The organism is Streptomyces cavernicola, assembly GCF_029968035.1.
Taxonomy (GTDB): domain Bacteria; phylum Actinomycetota; class Actinomycetes; order Streptomycetales; family Streptomycetaceae; genus Streptomyces; species Streptomyces cavernicola.
The window spans coordinates 40,592-53,682 of record NZ_JASCIQ010000014.1; the positions used below are offsets into that span (position 1 = coordinate 40,592).

At 70.7% G+C, this 13,091-nt stretch carries 11 protein-coding genes; 2 read left to right on the forward strand and 9 right to left on the reverse strand.

From position 1 onward, the window contains the following. Nucleotides 1-33 precede the first annotated feature (33 nt). The 5 genes from pgi to tkt form a co-directional block, all read right to left on the reverse strand. On the reverse strand, nucleotides 34-1,689 hold the full coding sequence (gene pgi, locus QIS96_RS15095) for a glucose-6-phosphate isomerase (protein ID WP_282543086.1): 1,656 nt from the start codon (nucleotides 1,687-1,689) through the stop codon (nucleotides 34-36). Continuing rightward, on the reverse strand, nucleotides 1,682-2,623 hold the full coding sequence (opcA, locus tag QIS96_RS15100; protein WP_282543087.1) for a glucose-6-phosphate dehydrogenase assembly protein OpcA: 942 nt from the start codon (nucleotides 2,621-2,623) through the stop codon (nucleotides 1,682-1,684). The genes pgi and opcA overlap by 8 nt, the downstream gene beginning before the upstream one ends. Further along, nucleotides 2,620-4,167, reverse strand: coding sequence for a glucose-6-phosphate dehydrogenase (zwf, locus tag QIS96_RS15105; protein WP_282543088.1), 1,548 nt, complete (start codon nucleotides 4,165-4,167; stop codon nucleotides 2,620-2,622). Before zwf ends, opcA begins: the two co-directional genes overlap by 4 nt. Next, nucleotides 4,164-5,294, reverse strand: a complete 1,131-nt coding sequence (gene tal, locus QIS96_RS15110) for a transaldolase (RefSeq protein ID WP_282543089.1) — start codon at nucleotides 5,292-5,294, stop codon at nucleotides 4,164-4,166. Before tal ends, zwf begins: the two co-directional genes overlap by 4 nt. A gap of 85 nt (nucleotides 5,295-5,379) precedes the next feature. Next, nucleotides 5,380-7,488, reverse strand: coding sequence for a transketolase (gene tkt / locus QIS96_RS15115; RefSeq protein ID WP_282543090.1), 2,109 nt, complete (start codon nucleotides 7,486-7,488; stop codon nucleotides 5,380-5,382). A gap of 187 nt (nucleotides 7,489-7,675) precedes the next feature. Between tkt and QIS96_RS15120 the strand changes: the two genes are divergently transcribed. After that, nucleotides 7,676-8,587, forward strand: coding sequence for a helix-turn-helix transcriptional regulator (locus tag QIS96_RS15120; RefSeq protein ID WP_282543091.1), 912 nt, complete (start codon nucleotides 7,676-7,678; stop codon nucleotides 8,585-8,587). A gap of 21 nt (nucleotides 8,588-8,608) precedes the next feature. Here the strand turns inward: QIS96_RS15120 and QIS96_RS15125 are convergent, their stop codons facing one another. Then, nucleotides 8,609-8,977, reverse strand: a complete 369-nt coding sequence (locus QIS96_RS15125; protein WP_282543092.1) for a DUF4345 family protein — start codon at nucleotides 8,975-8,977, stop codon at nucleotides 8,609-8,611. Between the two features lie 226 nt (nucleotides 8,978-9,203). After that, nucleotides 9,204-10,049: an NAD(P)H-binding protein gene (locus QIS96_RS15130; RefSeq protein ID WP_282543093.1), complete on the reverse strand. Its 846-nt coding sequence runs from the start codon at nucleotides 10,047-10,049 to the stop codon at nucleotides 9,204-9,206. 151 nt (nucleotides 10,050-10,200) lie between these two features. Between QIS96_RS15130 and QIS96_RS15135 the strand changes: the two genes are divergently transcribed. Continuing rightward, entirely contained in the window at nucleotides 10,201-10,590 is a 390-nt protein-coding gene (locus tag QIS96_RS15135) for a winged helix-turn-helix transcriptional regulator (protein WP_282543094.1), read from the forward strand. Between the two features lie 205 nt (nucleotides 10,591-10,795). On the opposite strand, the gene QIS96_RS15140 is transcribed toward QIS96_RS15135, so the two are convergent. Both QIS96_RS15140 and QIS96_RS15145 read right to left on the reverse strand, forming a co-directional pair. Then, complete coding sequence (locus tag QIS96_RS15140) at nucleotides 10,796-12,205, reverse strand: nucleobase:cation symporter-2 family protein (protein WP_282543095.1); 1,410 nt, start codon at nucleotides 12,203-12,205, stop codon at nucleotides 10,796-10,798. A gap of 221 nt (nucleotides 12,206-12,426) precedes the next feature. Next, nucleotides 12,427-12,876, reverse strand: coding sequence for a DUF6223 family protein (locus QIS96_RS15145; protein WP_282543096.1), 450 nt, complete (start codon nucleotides 12,874-12,876; stop codon nucleotides 12,427-12,429). Between the last annotated feature and the right edge of the window lie 215 nt (nucleotides 12,877-13,091).

The following is a 13,091-nucleotide window of genomic DNA, read 5'->3' on the forward strand; positions in this document are numbered from 1 at the left end:
GGGTTCTTGAGGGTGCGTCAGGGATGGGGGCGGTCAGGCGGTACGGCCGCGCAGGGCGCGGTACGTGTCGACCAGGGACCGGGTGGAGGCGTCGAGTCCGGGGACCTCAGCGCCTTCCGTGAGGGCGGGTTCGACGCGCTTGGCGAGGACCTTGCCCAGTTCCACGCCCCACTGGTCGAAGGAGTCGATGTTCCAGATCGCGCCCTGGACGAACACCTTGTGCTCGTAGAGGGCGATGAGCTGGCCGAGGACCGAGGGGGTCAGTTCCTTCGCGAGGATCGTGGTCGTCGGGTGGTTGCCCTGGAACGTCTTGTGGGCCACGAGCTCCTCGGTGACGCCCTCCGCGCGCACCTCGTCCGGCGTCTTTCCGAACGCGAGCGCCTGGCCCTGCGCGAACAGGTTGGCCATCAACAGGTCGTGCTGGTCCGCGAGTTGGGGCGACAGCTCGTCGACCGGCTTGGCGAAGCCGATGAGGTCCGCCGGGATCACCTTCGTGCCCTGGTGGATGAGCTGGTAGTACGCGTGCTGTCCGTTGGTACCCGGGGTGCCCCAGACGACTGGACCCGTCTGCCACTGCACCGGCCGGCCCTCGCGGTCCACGGACTTGCCATTGGACTCCATGTCCAGCTGCTGCAGGTACGCGGTGAACTTCGACAGGTAGTGGCTGTACGGGAGCACCGCGTGCGACTGGGCGTCGTGGAAGTTGCCGTACCAGACGCCCAACAGGCCCAGCAGCAGAGGCGCGTTGGCCTCGGCGGGGGCCGTCCGGAAGTGGTCGTCGACCAGGCGGAAGCCGTCGAGCAGCTCGCGGAACCGGTCCGGGCCGATGGCGATCATCAGGGAGAGGCCGATGGCCGAGTCGAAGGAGTAGCGGCCGCCGACCCAGTCCCAGAACTCGAACATGTTGGCCGTGTCGATGCCGAACTCGGCGACCTTCTCGGCGTTGGTCGACAGGGCGACGAAGTGCTTCGCCACCGCGTCCGCGTCGCCGCCGAGCCCGTCGAGCAGCCAGGTGCGGGCGGCCTGGGCGTTGGTGATCGTCTCGATCGTGGTGAAGGTCTTCGACGCGATGACGAACAACGTCTCGGCCGGGTCGAGGTCGCGCACCGCCTCGTGCAGGTCGGCGCCGTCCACGTTGGAGACGAAGCGGACCGTCAACTCCCGTGCGGTGTACGGGCGGAGCGCCTCGTACGCCATGGCCGGGCCGAGGTCGGAGCCGCCGATGCCGACGTTGACGACATTGCGGATGCGCTTGCCGGTGTGGCCGGTCCACTCCCCCGTACGGACCTTGTCCGCGAAGGCGGCCATCTTGTCGAGTACGGCGTGCACCTCGGGCACGACGTTCTCGCCGTCGGCCTCGATCACGGCGTCCGCGGGGGCGCGCAGGGCCGTGTGCAGGACGGCGCGGTCCTCGGTCGTGTTGATCCTCTCGCCGCGGAACATGGCGTCGCGCAGGCCGAACACGTAGGCAGCGGCGGCCAGTTCGCGGAGCAGGGCGAGGGTCTCGTCCGTGACCAGGTGCTTGGAGTAGTCGATGTGCAGGTCGCCGACCTGCACGGTGTAGCGCTCGGCCCGGTCCGGGTCGGCGGCGAACAGGTCGCGCAGGTGCGTGCCCTCGGCCTTGGCGCGGTGGTCCTCCAGGGCGGTCCACTCGGGGCGGTGCGTCAACGGGGTTGCGTTGTCAGGCATGTTGAACAGACTCCTTGGCGCCGTCGGGGCCCGCCTGCAGGGCGAGGGCGTACATCTCGTCCGCGTCCAGGCGGCGGAGCTCCTCGGCGATCAGCTCGGCGGTCGAGCGGACCTTCAGGGCGAGGGTGCGCTCCGGCTGGCCGGGCAGGGTGAGGGTGGCGAGGGGGCCTTCGGGGCGGTCGATGACGATCTCCCCGCGCGCCGTGCCGAGGCGTACGGCGGTGACCACGGGCCCTGCCGTGGTGACGCGCTCGACCGGGACGTCGAGCCGGGCACCGAGCCAGCGCGCGAGGAGTTCGGCGCTGGGGTTCTCGGCCTCGGACTCGACGGCGGCCGACGTGACGTCCACGGGGGCCTGGTCGAGGGCGGCGGCCAGCATGGAGCGCCACGGGGTGAGACGGGTCCAGGCCAGGTCGGTGTCGCCCGGCGCGTACGAGGTGACGCGCTGGGCGAGGGCCGCGAGCGGGTCCTCGACCGCGTACGTGTCGGTGATGCGGCGGGCGGCGAGGGCGCCGAGCGGGTCCTTGGCGGGCACCTCGGGGGCGTCGACCGGCCACCACACGACGACCGGGGCGTCCGGCAGGAGCAGCGGCAGGACCACCGAGTCGGCGTGCCGGCCGACCTCGCCGTAGAAGCGCAGGATCACCGTCTCGCCGGTGCCGGCGTCGGTGCCGACGCGGACCTCGGCGTCCAGGCGGTTGCCCTGGCGGTCGCGGGGCGAGCGTGCGGTGCGCTTGATGACGACGAGGGTGCGCGAGGGGTGTTCGCGGGACGCCTCCTGGGCGGCCCGGGTCGCGTCGTAGGCGTTCTCCTCGTCGGTGACGATCACCATCGTGAGGACCATGCCCACGGCGGGGGTCCCGATGGCCCTGCGCCCGTCGACGAGCGCCTTGTTGATCTTGCTTGCCGTGGTGTCGGTCAGGTCGATCTTCATGGTCTGCGCCAGCTCCGTCCGTCTCGTGCGAGCATCTCGTCCGCCTCCTTCGGCCCCCAGCTGCCCGAGGCGTACCCGGCGGGCCTGCCGTGTGTGTCCCAGTGCTGCTCGACGGGGTCGAGGATGCGCCAGGACTCCTCCACCTCCTCGGTGCGCGGAAAGAGGTTGGCGTCGCCCAACAGCACGTCCAGGATGAGGCGTTCGTACGCCTCGGGGCTGGACTCGGTGAAGGACTCGCCGTAGGCGAAGTCCATCGACACGTCGCGGATCTCCATCGACGTGCCGGGCACCTTGGAGCCGAAGCGGACCGTCATGCCCTCGTCCGGCTGGACGCGGATGACGATGGCGTTCTGGCCGAGCTCCTCGGTGGCGGTCGAGTCGAACGGGGAGTGCGGGGCGCGCTGGAAGACGACGGCGATCTCGGTGACACGGCGGCCGAGGCGCTTGCCGGTGCGCAGATAGAACGGCACGCCCGCCCAGCGGCGGTTGTCGATCTCCAGCTTCACGGCGGCGTACGTGTCGGTCTTCGACGCGGGGTCGATGCCGTCTTCCTGCAGGTAGCCCTTGACCTGCTCGCCGCCCTGCCAGCCGCCGAGGTACTGGGCGCGGACCGTGGACTCCCCCAGGTCCGCGGGGAGCCGCACGGACTTCAGGACCTTGAGCTTCTCGTTGACGAGCGACTCGGCGTCGAAGGAGGCGGGCTCCTCCATCGCGGTGAGCGCGAGGAGTTGGAGCAGGTGGTTCTGGATGACGTCACGGGCGGCGCCGATGCCGTCGTAGTACCCGGCGCGGCCGCCGATGCCGATGTCCTCGGCCATCGTGATCTGCACATGGTCGACGTAACTCCGGTTCCAGACCGGCTCGTACGTCTGGTTGGCGAAGCGGAGCGCCAGGATGTTCTGGACGGTCTCCTTGCCGAGGTAGTGGTCGATACGGAAGACCTGCTCGGGCGCGAACACCTCGTGCACGATCGCGTTCAGCTCACGGGCCGAGGCGGTGTCGTGGCCGAAGGGCTTCTCGATGACGGCGCGCCGCCAGGACCCCTCGGGGGCGTCGGCGAGGCCGTGCTTCTTGAGCTGCTGGACGACCTTCGGGAAGAACTTCGGCGGCACCGACAGGTAGAAGGCGTAGTTGCCGCTGGTGCCGCGCTTCTCGTCCAACTCATCGACGGCGGACCGCAGTTGCTCGAACGCGGTGTCGTCGTCGAAGTCGCCGGGGATGAAGCGCATGCCCTCGGCGAGCTGCTGCCAGACCTCCTCGCGGAAGGGGGTGCGGGCGTGCTCGCGCACCGAGTCGTGGACGACCTGCGCGAAGTCCTGGTCCGCCCACTCGCGGCGGGCGAAGCCGAGGAGCGAGAAGCCCGGCGGCAGCAGACCCCGGTTGGCGAGGTCGTACACGGCCGGCATGAGCTTCTTGCGGGACAGGTCGCCGGTGACGCCGAAGATGACTAGCCCCGAGGGGCCCGCGATGCGCGGCAGACGCCGGTCGCGGGGATCCCTCAGCGGGTTCTGCCGGGCTGGGTTCTGCCGGGCTGTGCCGCTCACTTGACCTCAGCTCCCTGGAGGCGGGTGGTGACGGTGGCAAGGAGATCGTTCCACGCCGCCTCGAACTTGGCGACGCCTTCGTCCTCCAGCTGCGTCACGACCTCGTCGTAGGAGATGCCGAGCGCGTCGACGGCCTTGAGGTCGGCGCGGGCCTGCTCGTAGCCGCCGGTGACGGTGTCGCCGGTGATCACGCCGTGGTCGGCGGTGGCGTTCAGGGTGGCCTCGGGCATGGTGTTGACGGTGCCGGGCGCGACCAGGTCGTCGACGTACAGGGTGTCCTTGTACGCGGGGTCCTTCACGCCGGTCGAGGCCCACAGCGGGCGCTGGCGGTTGGCGCCGGCCTGCTCCAGGGCGGTCCAGCGCGCGGTGGCGAAGACCTGCTCGTACGCCTCGTACGCGAGGCGGGCGTTGGCGAGGGCGGCCTTGCCCTTGAGGGCGGCGGCCTCTTCGGTGCCGAGTGCGCCGAGGCGCTTGTCGATCTCGGCGTCGACTCGGGAGATGAAGAAGGACGCCACGGAGTGGACGGTCGCCAGGTCGACGCCGCGCTCGCGGGCCTTCTCCAGACCGGCCAGGTAGGCGTCCATGACAGCCTTGTAGCGGTCCAGGGAGAAGATCAGCGTGACGTTGACGGAGATGCCGAGGCCGATGACCTCGGTGATCGCCGGGAGACCCGCGAGGGTCGCCGGGATCTTGATCATGACGTTGGGCCGGTCGACGAGCCATGCCAGCTGCTTGGCCTCGGCGATCGTGGCCTCGGTCTCGTGCGCCAGGCGCGGGTCGACCTCGATGGAGACGCGGCCGTCGCGGCCCTCGGTCGCCTCGTACACGGGGCGCAGGATGTCGGCGGCGGCGCGGACGTCGGCCGTGGTCATCATGCGGACGGCCTCGTCGACGGTGACCTTGCGGACGGCCAGGTCGGCGAGCTGGTCCTCGTAGCCCTCGCCGGAGCCGATGGCGGCCTGGAAGATCGACGGGTTGGTGGTGACGCCCACGACGTGGCTGTTCTCGATGAGCTCGGCGAGGTTGCCGGACTCGATGCGCTTGCGGGACAGGTCGTCAAGCCAGATGGAAACGCCTTCGTCGGAGAGGGACTTGAGGGGTGCGACGGCGTTGCTCATGCTCTTCATCTTCTTTCGGTGCGGCTCGTTCGGTACGGAGTGGGGCGTACGGGGCGCGGTGCGGCCGGGCCCGTACGGATCAAGGGTGTACGGCTCAGGCGCGGGCGGCGGCCAGGGACTCGCGGGCCTGCGCGGCGACGTTCTCGGCGGTGAAGCCGAACTCGGCGAAGAGGACGTTCGCGTCGGCGGAGGCGCCGAAGTGCTCCAGGGAGACGATGCGGCCGGCGTCGCCGACGTAGCGGTACCAGGTGAGGCCGATGCCGGCCTCGACGGCGACGCGGGCCTTCACGGACGGCGGCAGGACGGCGTCCTTGTAGGCCTGGTCCTGCTCCTCGAACCACTCGACGGACGGCATCGACACGACGCGCGTGGCGACCCCTTCGGCCTCCAGCTGCTCCCGGGCGGCGACGGCGAGCTGCACCTCGGAGCCGGTGGCGATCAGGACGACGTCCGGGGTGCTCTTCGAGGACTCGACGAGGACGTAACCGCCCTTGGCCGCCTCGGAGTTGGGCTCGTACACGGGCAGGCCCTGGCGGCTCAGCGCCAGGCCGTGCGGGGCGGGCTTGGCCGAGCCGCGGCGCAGGATCTCGCGCCAGGCGATCGCGGTCTCGTTGGCGTCGGCCGGGCGGACGATGTTGAGGCCCGGGATGGCGCGCAGCGAGGCGAGGTGCTCGACGGGCTGGTGGGTGGGGCCGTCCTCGCCGAGGCCGATGGAGTCGTGCGTCCAGACGTACGTGACGGGGAGCTGCATGAGGGCCGACATGCGGACGGCGTTGCGCATGTAGTCGGAGAACACGAGGAACGTGCCGCCGTAGACGCGGGTGTTGCCGTGCAGGGCGATGCCGTTCATCTCGGCGGCCATCGAGAACTCGCGGATGCCGAAGTGCACGGTCCGGCCGTACGGGTCGGCCTCCGGGAGCGGGTTGCCCTTCGGCAGGAAGGAGCTGGTCTTGTCGATGGTGGTGTTGTTGGAGCCCGCCAAGTCGGCGGAGCCGCCCCAGAGTTCGGGCAGGACCGGGCCGAGGCCCTGGAGGACCTTGCCGGACGCGGCGCGGGTGGCGAGCTTCGTACCGGCCTCGAAGGACGGGACGGCGTCCTCCCAGCCCTCGGGGAGGCGGCCGGAGAGGATGCGGTCGAGGAGGGCGGAGCGCTCGGGGTTGTCGGTGCGCCAGGCGCCGAGCTGCTTGTCCCAGGCGGCGTGCGCCTCGGCGCCGCGGTCGAGGGCCTTGCGGCTGTGGGCGATGACCTCGTCCTCGACGGCGAAGGTCTGCTCGGGGTCGAAGCCGAGGACGCGCTTGGTCGCGGCGATCTCGTCAGCGCCGAGCGCGGAGCCGTGCGAAGCCTCGGTGTTCTGCGCGTTCGGCGCGGGCCAGGCGATGATCGTGCGCATCGCGATGATCGAGGGGCGCTCGGTCTCGGCCTTGGCGGCGGCGAGCGCCTCGTACAGGGCCTGCACGTCGGTGTCGCCGTCGGCCTTGGGCTCGATGCGCTGGACGTGCCAGCCGTAGGCCTCGTAGCGCTTGAGAACGTCCTCGGAGAAGGCGGTCGCGGTGTCGCCCTCGATGGAGATGTGGTTGTCGTCGTAGACGAAGACGAGGTTGCCGAGCTTCTGGTGGCCGGCGAGGGAGCTGGCCTCGGCGGAGACGCCCTCCTCCAGGTCGCCGTCGGAGACGATCGCCCAGACGGTGTGGTCGAAGGGGCTCGCGCCCTCGGGGGCCTCGGGGTCGAAGAGGCCGCGCTCGTAGCGGGCGGCCATGGCCATGCCGACGGCGTTGGCGACGCCCTGGCCGAGCGGGCCCGTGGTGGTCTCGACGCCGGCGGTGTGGCCGTACTCGGGGTGGCCGGGGGTCTTGGAGCCCTGGGTGCGGAACGCCTTCAGGTCGTCGAGCTCCAGCTCGTACCCGGCGAGGAAGAGCTGGGTGTAGAGGGTGAGGCTGGTGTGGCCGGGCGAGAGGACGAAGCGGTCGCGACCGGTCCACTCGGGGTCGGCGGGGTCGTGCCGCATGACCTTCTGGAAGAGGGTGTACGCGGCGGGGGCGAGGCTCATGGCCGTGCCCGGGTGGCCGTTGCCGACCTTCTGCACGGCGTCGGCCGCGAGCAGACGGGCGGTGTCGACGGCACGCTGGTCGAGTTCGGTCCACTCGAAGGGGCGCTCGACGAGGCCCTCGACGGGATCGAGGCTGTTCGGTGTCTGCGTGCTCATCTGTGGGCCTTCCTTCGCATCCGTTACCTGTCCTAGGTGCCGAAGGGCACCGGCCACCGAGAGCCAAAGCCCCTGGTGGAACCACTGGTGACATTAAAGGTCATACTTTTGGAGAGCGAGGTGCCCCCGCGCCAGGCTTCGGTGAAAGTGGGACACCGGGAGACCCTGAAAGCGAGGAGTGTTCACCATGGAGCAGGGCGGCGCGCATCCGAGCGCACATCTGGAACCCGCTGAGCGCATCCGTACGTACCCGTTCGACCGGAGCGGCAGCGTGTCCGGGGTGGGGATGCAGATCGGGCCGATGGGCGCGGACTCCGCCTGGCCGGGCGGCCTCGGCCTGTCGCGGCGTCTGCACCGCATCGACTTCCATGTACTGCTGTTCTTCCGCGAGGGCCCCGTGCACCACATGGTCGACTTCATGGACTACGAGGCCGGCGCCGGGGACGTGCTCTGGATCAGGCCGGGCCAGGTGCACGGCTTCTCCACGACCGACCCTTACGTCGGTACGGCGCTCACGATGCAGCCGGGCTTCCTGCCGCGCGCGACGGTCGAGGCGACCGGCCTCTACCGCTACGACCGGCCGCCGCTGCTCCACCCGGACGCGGCCCAACTCACCGCGCTGCAGGCCTCGTTGGAGCAGTTGGAGCGCGAGTACTGCGACACCGAGACCCTGCCGCAGAGCCTGCACACGGCGGTGCTCCGGCACTCGCTCACGGCGTTCATGCTGCGCGTCGCGCATGTGTCGGCGCAGGCGGCGGCCGACGCGTGCGAGCCGCCGCCGGACACCACGTTCACGCGTTTCCGTACGGCGGTCGAGCAGGGCTTCACGACCAACCACAGCGTCAGCGCGTACGCGGAGCAACTCGGCTACTCACGCCGCACGTTGGTCCGCTCGGTGCGCGCCGCGACCGGCCAGACCCCGAAGGCGTTCATCGACCGCCGCGTGATCCTGGAGGCGAAACGGCTCCTCGCGCACACGGAGCTCCCGGTCGGCCGCATCGGCGTGGCCATCGGCTTCACGGACTCGGCGAACTTCTCCAAGTTCTTCCAACTGCACACGGGGATGACGCCGATGGCGTTCCGGGCGGAGCAGATCTAGGCCTGATCCGAAGGAAACGGCCTAGACACCGGCGAGCAGGGCCGCGGCGCCCACCGCCTCGACCCAGAAGTAGAACCACGCCGGGTAGAAGGCCCGTGGCCGCTCGACCGCGCGGGCCACGAGCCGCCCCGCCGCCATTCCCGCGAGCGCCACCCCCACCGCGAGCACCACCCCACGCTGTAACCCGCCGCCCGGCTCGAACGCCGCCCACCCCGAAATGCAGCCGACGCCCACCCCGAACCCGCCGTAGACGGCCCGCACTTCGGCCCGCGCCTCCGGCCCGGAGAGAGCAACCCCGAAGGGCCGCACGAGCGCGGAGGGAGCGGTGAGGCCGTAGAGCCCCATCCCCAGGAAGAAGAGTGCGACGAGGCCTGTGACGAGGGAGGACATGCCGGGGAGTGTTCCGGCGGCCGGGCGGGGGCTCAATTACCTCTCGGGTAACGGACGTCGGCGCAGGCAGTCAGGTGGGACCAGGCAGTACGCTCCGACCTCCAGCGAGACCGACCCGGTCCGCGACTGCTGAGGCCCGCTCCACCGGGGCCGGGCGGTGTCGCCCGGCCCCGGGAGGGTGTCCGGACGAGGCGCGCCCCCTCAAGTCGACGCCCCGGCAAGGGACTTACCGGAACGCGGAGACGTACCGCTCGGCCCACTGCGCGAACGTACGCGGCGCGCGGCCGAGGACCTGCTCCACGTCGGGGCTGATGCGCTGCTCGGCAGGGGTGGGCGTGCCGAGGATGGCCAACGTGGTCTCGACGACGGGCTCCGGCATGAACTGCAGCATCTGCGCCCTGGCCTCGGCGCGCGTCTGCTCGACGAAGCGGACCGGTTCACCCAGGGCCTCGGCGATCGCCTCGGCCCGGCCGCGCGGCGTGCTGAGGGCCGGCCCGGTCAACTCGTAGATCTTCCCCGCGTGACCGTCCTCCCGCAGGGTCGCGGCGGCGACCTCCGCGATGTCGTCCGGGTCGACGGTCGGCAGGCCGACGTCGGCGAACGGCGCCGCGACCTCTCGTCGGGCGCGTACCGCATCGGCCCAGGCGTAGGCGTTGGAGTCGAAGCCGCCGGGTCGCAGGATCGTCCAGTCCAGACCGCACCGCCGGACGGCGTCCTCGATGGAGCGCCCCGTGTCGCCGTGGGACCCCGACTGCGGCCGGGTCGCGACCCCTTGAGAGGACAGCAGCACCACCCGTTCGACGCCTCCCGCCTTTGCGGCGTCGAGGATCTCCGCCGGGCGCAGCAGGTGCGCGCTGGGACCTGCGCTCTGCAGGAACAGCGCGTCGGCGCCGTCGAGAACGGGACGCAGGCCCTCCGGGTCGAGGAGGTCCGCCCGCCGGCAGCGGACGCCCTCCGGCACATCCGCCCCGGTGATTCCGCGCGAGGTCGCGGTCACCTGTGCACCGGCCGCCGCGAGAACCCGTACGAGCGAACGGCCTACGTTGCCGGTCGCCCCCGTCACTACGAACATGAGCAACTCCCCTGTCTTCTCAGCATGGTTGACATCGCCCGAGTGGGCGGAGCCGCCCCGGAGAGCACTGCTCTCCGGGCGACGACGGGGACGCTAACACCGTGGATACAGTAGGTACCTACAGGAAAGTGACTCTGCCGAAGAGGTGCGCATGGCCGGTGACTCCACGTGGACGTCGGCCACGGCGAGCACGCAGACCGATCCCCAACTCGCCTGCCCCATCGGCCCGGTGGTGGACCTGGTGTTCAGCCGGTGGACCACGCCGATCCTGTGGACCCTCCACACGCACGGGCGGCAGCGCTTCGTCGAGCTGGAACGCCGCATCGCCCGGATCACGCCGAAGGTGCTCACCCAGCGGCTGCGGCAACTGGAACGCGACGGCCTCGTCCGGCGCACGTACCACGCGGAGGTTCCCCCACGGGTCGAGTACGAGATCACCGACCTCGGGCGCAGTCTCGCCCCGCTCTTCGCGCACCTGGCGGAGTGGGCGGCGGAGAATCTGGAGAAGGTCGAGCAGGCACGGCACGACTACGACGCATAAATTCCCCGTACCCCCTTGACATGGGACATATGGGGAGGAGACTGGTTCTTACACCAGAAAACCGAAGGATCGCACCGCCAAATGAGACGTCCTTTGGCAAGAGATTCTGAAGGCTCTGGCCAGGCCCCCGAAGCCCCCTCGCTACCGGAGCCTCAGCGACGACTGAGGTAGATGGAAACGGTGAGGACTCCGGGGACTGTTTTGTTCAGGGCCCGTTCTCGGGCCCTTTTTGCTCTGCCACCTCGCCGCGTCGGTCCGCGGAGGCGGAGAGCACCGAGGCGCCCGGCCGGTTGCCGACGGTCACCTCGTTGAACAGGTAGTTGAGCAGCACGGCCACGACCGCCGTCGCGCTGATCCCGGAGTGCATGATCACGCCCAGCCAGTCGGGGAACGCGTCCCAGAACGTCGGCGCCGCGATGGGGATCAGCCCCACGGCGAGGGCCACCGACACGATGACCATGTTCAGGTTGTCCTGGTAGCGGACGCGGGCCAGCGTCCGGATCCCGCTCGTGGCGACCGAGCCGAACAGCACGATCCCCGCCCCGCCGAGCACCGGATACGGAATGGCCGCCACCACCGCGCCGACGACCGGCAGCAGGCCGAGCAGCAGAAGCACCAGACCGCCCGTCGCGACGACGAAGCGGCTCTTGACGCCGGTCAGCGCCACCAGGCCGACGTTCTGCGCGAAGGCACTGCACGGGAAGGTGCCGAACACCGGGGCCACGGCCGTCGACGCCATGTCGGCGCGCAGCCCGGCCGCCACCCGCTTCTCGTCGACGTCGGTCTCCACGATCTCGCCGATCGCGAGGATGTCCGCCGTCGTCTCGGTCATGATCACGAGGATCACGACCGTCATCGACACGATGGCCCCCACCTCGAAGGTCGGCGACCCGAAGTGCAGCACCGCGGGCAGCGCCAGCGGCTTGGCCTCGCCGACCTCCGAGAAGTCGGCCTTCCCGGCGATGGTCGCGATCACGGTGCCCGCGACCAGGCCGATGAGGATCGAAAGGCGGGAGATCGCGCCCTGGAACAGCCGGCTGACGGCCAGGATGATCACCAGGGTGAGTCCCGCGTAGCCGATGTTCGCCATCGAGCCGAAGTCGGGCGCCTCCTCATCGTTCCCCATCGCCCACTGGAACGCCACGGGCATGAGGGAGAGGCCGATCACCGTGATGATCGTGCCCGTCACCACCGCCGGGAAAAGACGCACCAGTTGAGCGAAGAACGAGGACGCGACCAGGCCGATCAGGCCCGCCACGATGATCGCGCCGAACACCGGCCGCAGACCGCCCTCGCCCGCGATCGTCACCATCGTCGACACGCTCGCGAAGGAGATGCCCTGAACGATGGGCAGCCGGCTGCCGACCGGGCCGACGCCGAGCGTCTGCAGCAGCGTCGCAAGGCCCGAGACGAACAGTCCGGCCGTGACCAGCAGTGCCATGTCCGCCGTCGAGAGCCCGGCCGCGCCGCCGACGATGAGCGGGGGCGCGATGACGCCGCCGTACATCGTGAGGATGTGCTGGGTGCCGTAGGCCAGCAGTCGGCCGGGCGGATACCTCTCGCCCTCCGGGCGTGCTGCGGGTACCGCGGCGCCGGGTTTCCTGGACGGTCTCATGGCGGTCCCTCCTCCGGCGGAAGACGAAGACGCAGCCCCGGCTCGACGACTGCAGCCGCTCCGGCGCGCACGTGCCCAGCTTGCGAGACACGGCGGCCCACCGCTCGTTCGCGAGGGCGGCCCACCCGAGCCGTACGACCGACTCCGACAAGCTTCCGCATAACGGAATTAACATCCCGTACTGCAAAAGCGTGGCACGTGACGTGGGTCACCGTCAACAGTTAGTTGAAGCGTTGCCCGGGGGTCCGGCCGAGGGAGCGGGCGCGCAGGCCCAGGCCGACGGAGACGAGCCCGAAGAGCATGGCGACGTACGCGCCGCCGAGTCCGTTGCCGGTGCCGAGGCCTCCTTCGGCGGTCAGCGCGACCACCGCCCCGACGGCCAGGGCGACCGGCCCCGCCACGAGTGCGGTGACGGCTCCGTACCGTCGGGCGCAGCCGTGGATGCGCCCCCGGCCGGTGGAGCGGGCCAGGGCCAGGCCCCCGGCGACCGCGCCGATGAGGCCGACAAGCGCGGCCAGCGCCGAGCCGGCCCGGCCGGCGCTGACGGTGTGGACGCTCGCGGCGACCGGCTGCAGCGAGGCGTCCGCGGCGGCGGGTCCGGCGAGCGCGAGGAGGCCGAGCAGACCGATCAGGACGGCGCCGGACACGGCGGACGCGGTACGGACTGGCATGAGGTGCTCCTTCAGTACGTGAGTGACTTCCTGTACGTGAGTGACTTCTCGGCGCCGAGCATGGCCGCACCAGCCCCGCCGGGTCGTCCGGCGGGCGCAGACACTTCGCGCTGCCGCGGACGGCGCAGCTGGCGCGTGACTACTGCGTACGCGGTAGTCAACGGCTCGTCCCCCAGCGGGAGTTGGCGCCCGCCGCACCCCGCTAAGGTGCGGCC

Bases quoted from the DNA above. Each gene is read 5' to 3' on its own strand.
- QIS96_RS15125 (WP_282543092.1), bottom strand. From the start codon at position 8,977: ATGTCCTCCCTCGTCACAGGCCTCGTCGCACTCTTCTTCCTGGGGATG.
- QIS96_RS15140 (WP_282543095.1), bottom strand. From the start codon at position 12,205: ATGAGACCGTCCAGGAAACCCGGCGCCGCGGTACCCGCAGCACGCCCG.
- pgi (WP_282543086.1), bottom strand. From the start codon at position 1,689: ATGCCTGACAACGCAACCCCGTTGACGCACCGCCCCGAGTGGACCGCC.
- tal (WP_282543089.1), bottom strand. From the start codon at position 5,294: ATGAAGAGCATGAGCAACGCCGTCGCACCCCTCAAGTCCCTCTCCGAC.
- tkt (WP_282543090.1), bottom strand. From the start codon at position 7,488: ATGAGCACGCAGACACCGAACAGCCTCGATCCCGTCGAGGGCCTCGTC.
- opcA (WP_282543087.1), bottom strand. From the start codon at position 2,623: ATGAAGATCGACCTGACCGACACCACGGCAAGCAAGATCAACAAGGCG.
- QIS96_RS15120 (WP_282543091.1), top strand. From the start codon at position 7,676: ATGGAGCAGGGCGGCGCGCATCCGAGCGCACATCTGGAACCCGCTGAG.
- QIS96_RS15130 (WP_282543093.1), bottom strand. From the start codon at position 10,049: ATGTTCGTAGTGACGGGGGCGACCGGCAACGTAGGCCGTTCGCTCGTA.
- QIS96_RS15135 (WP_282543094.1), top strand. From the start codon at position 10,201: ATGGCCGGTGACTCCACGTGGACGTCGGCCACGGCGAGCACGCAGACC.
- QIS96_RS15145 (WP_282543096.1), bottom strand. From the start codon at position 12,876: ATGCCAGTCCGTACCGCGTCCGCCGTGTCCGGCGCCGTCCTGATCGGT.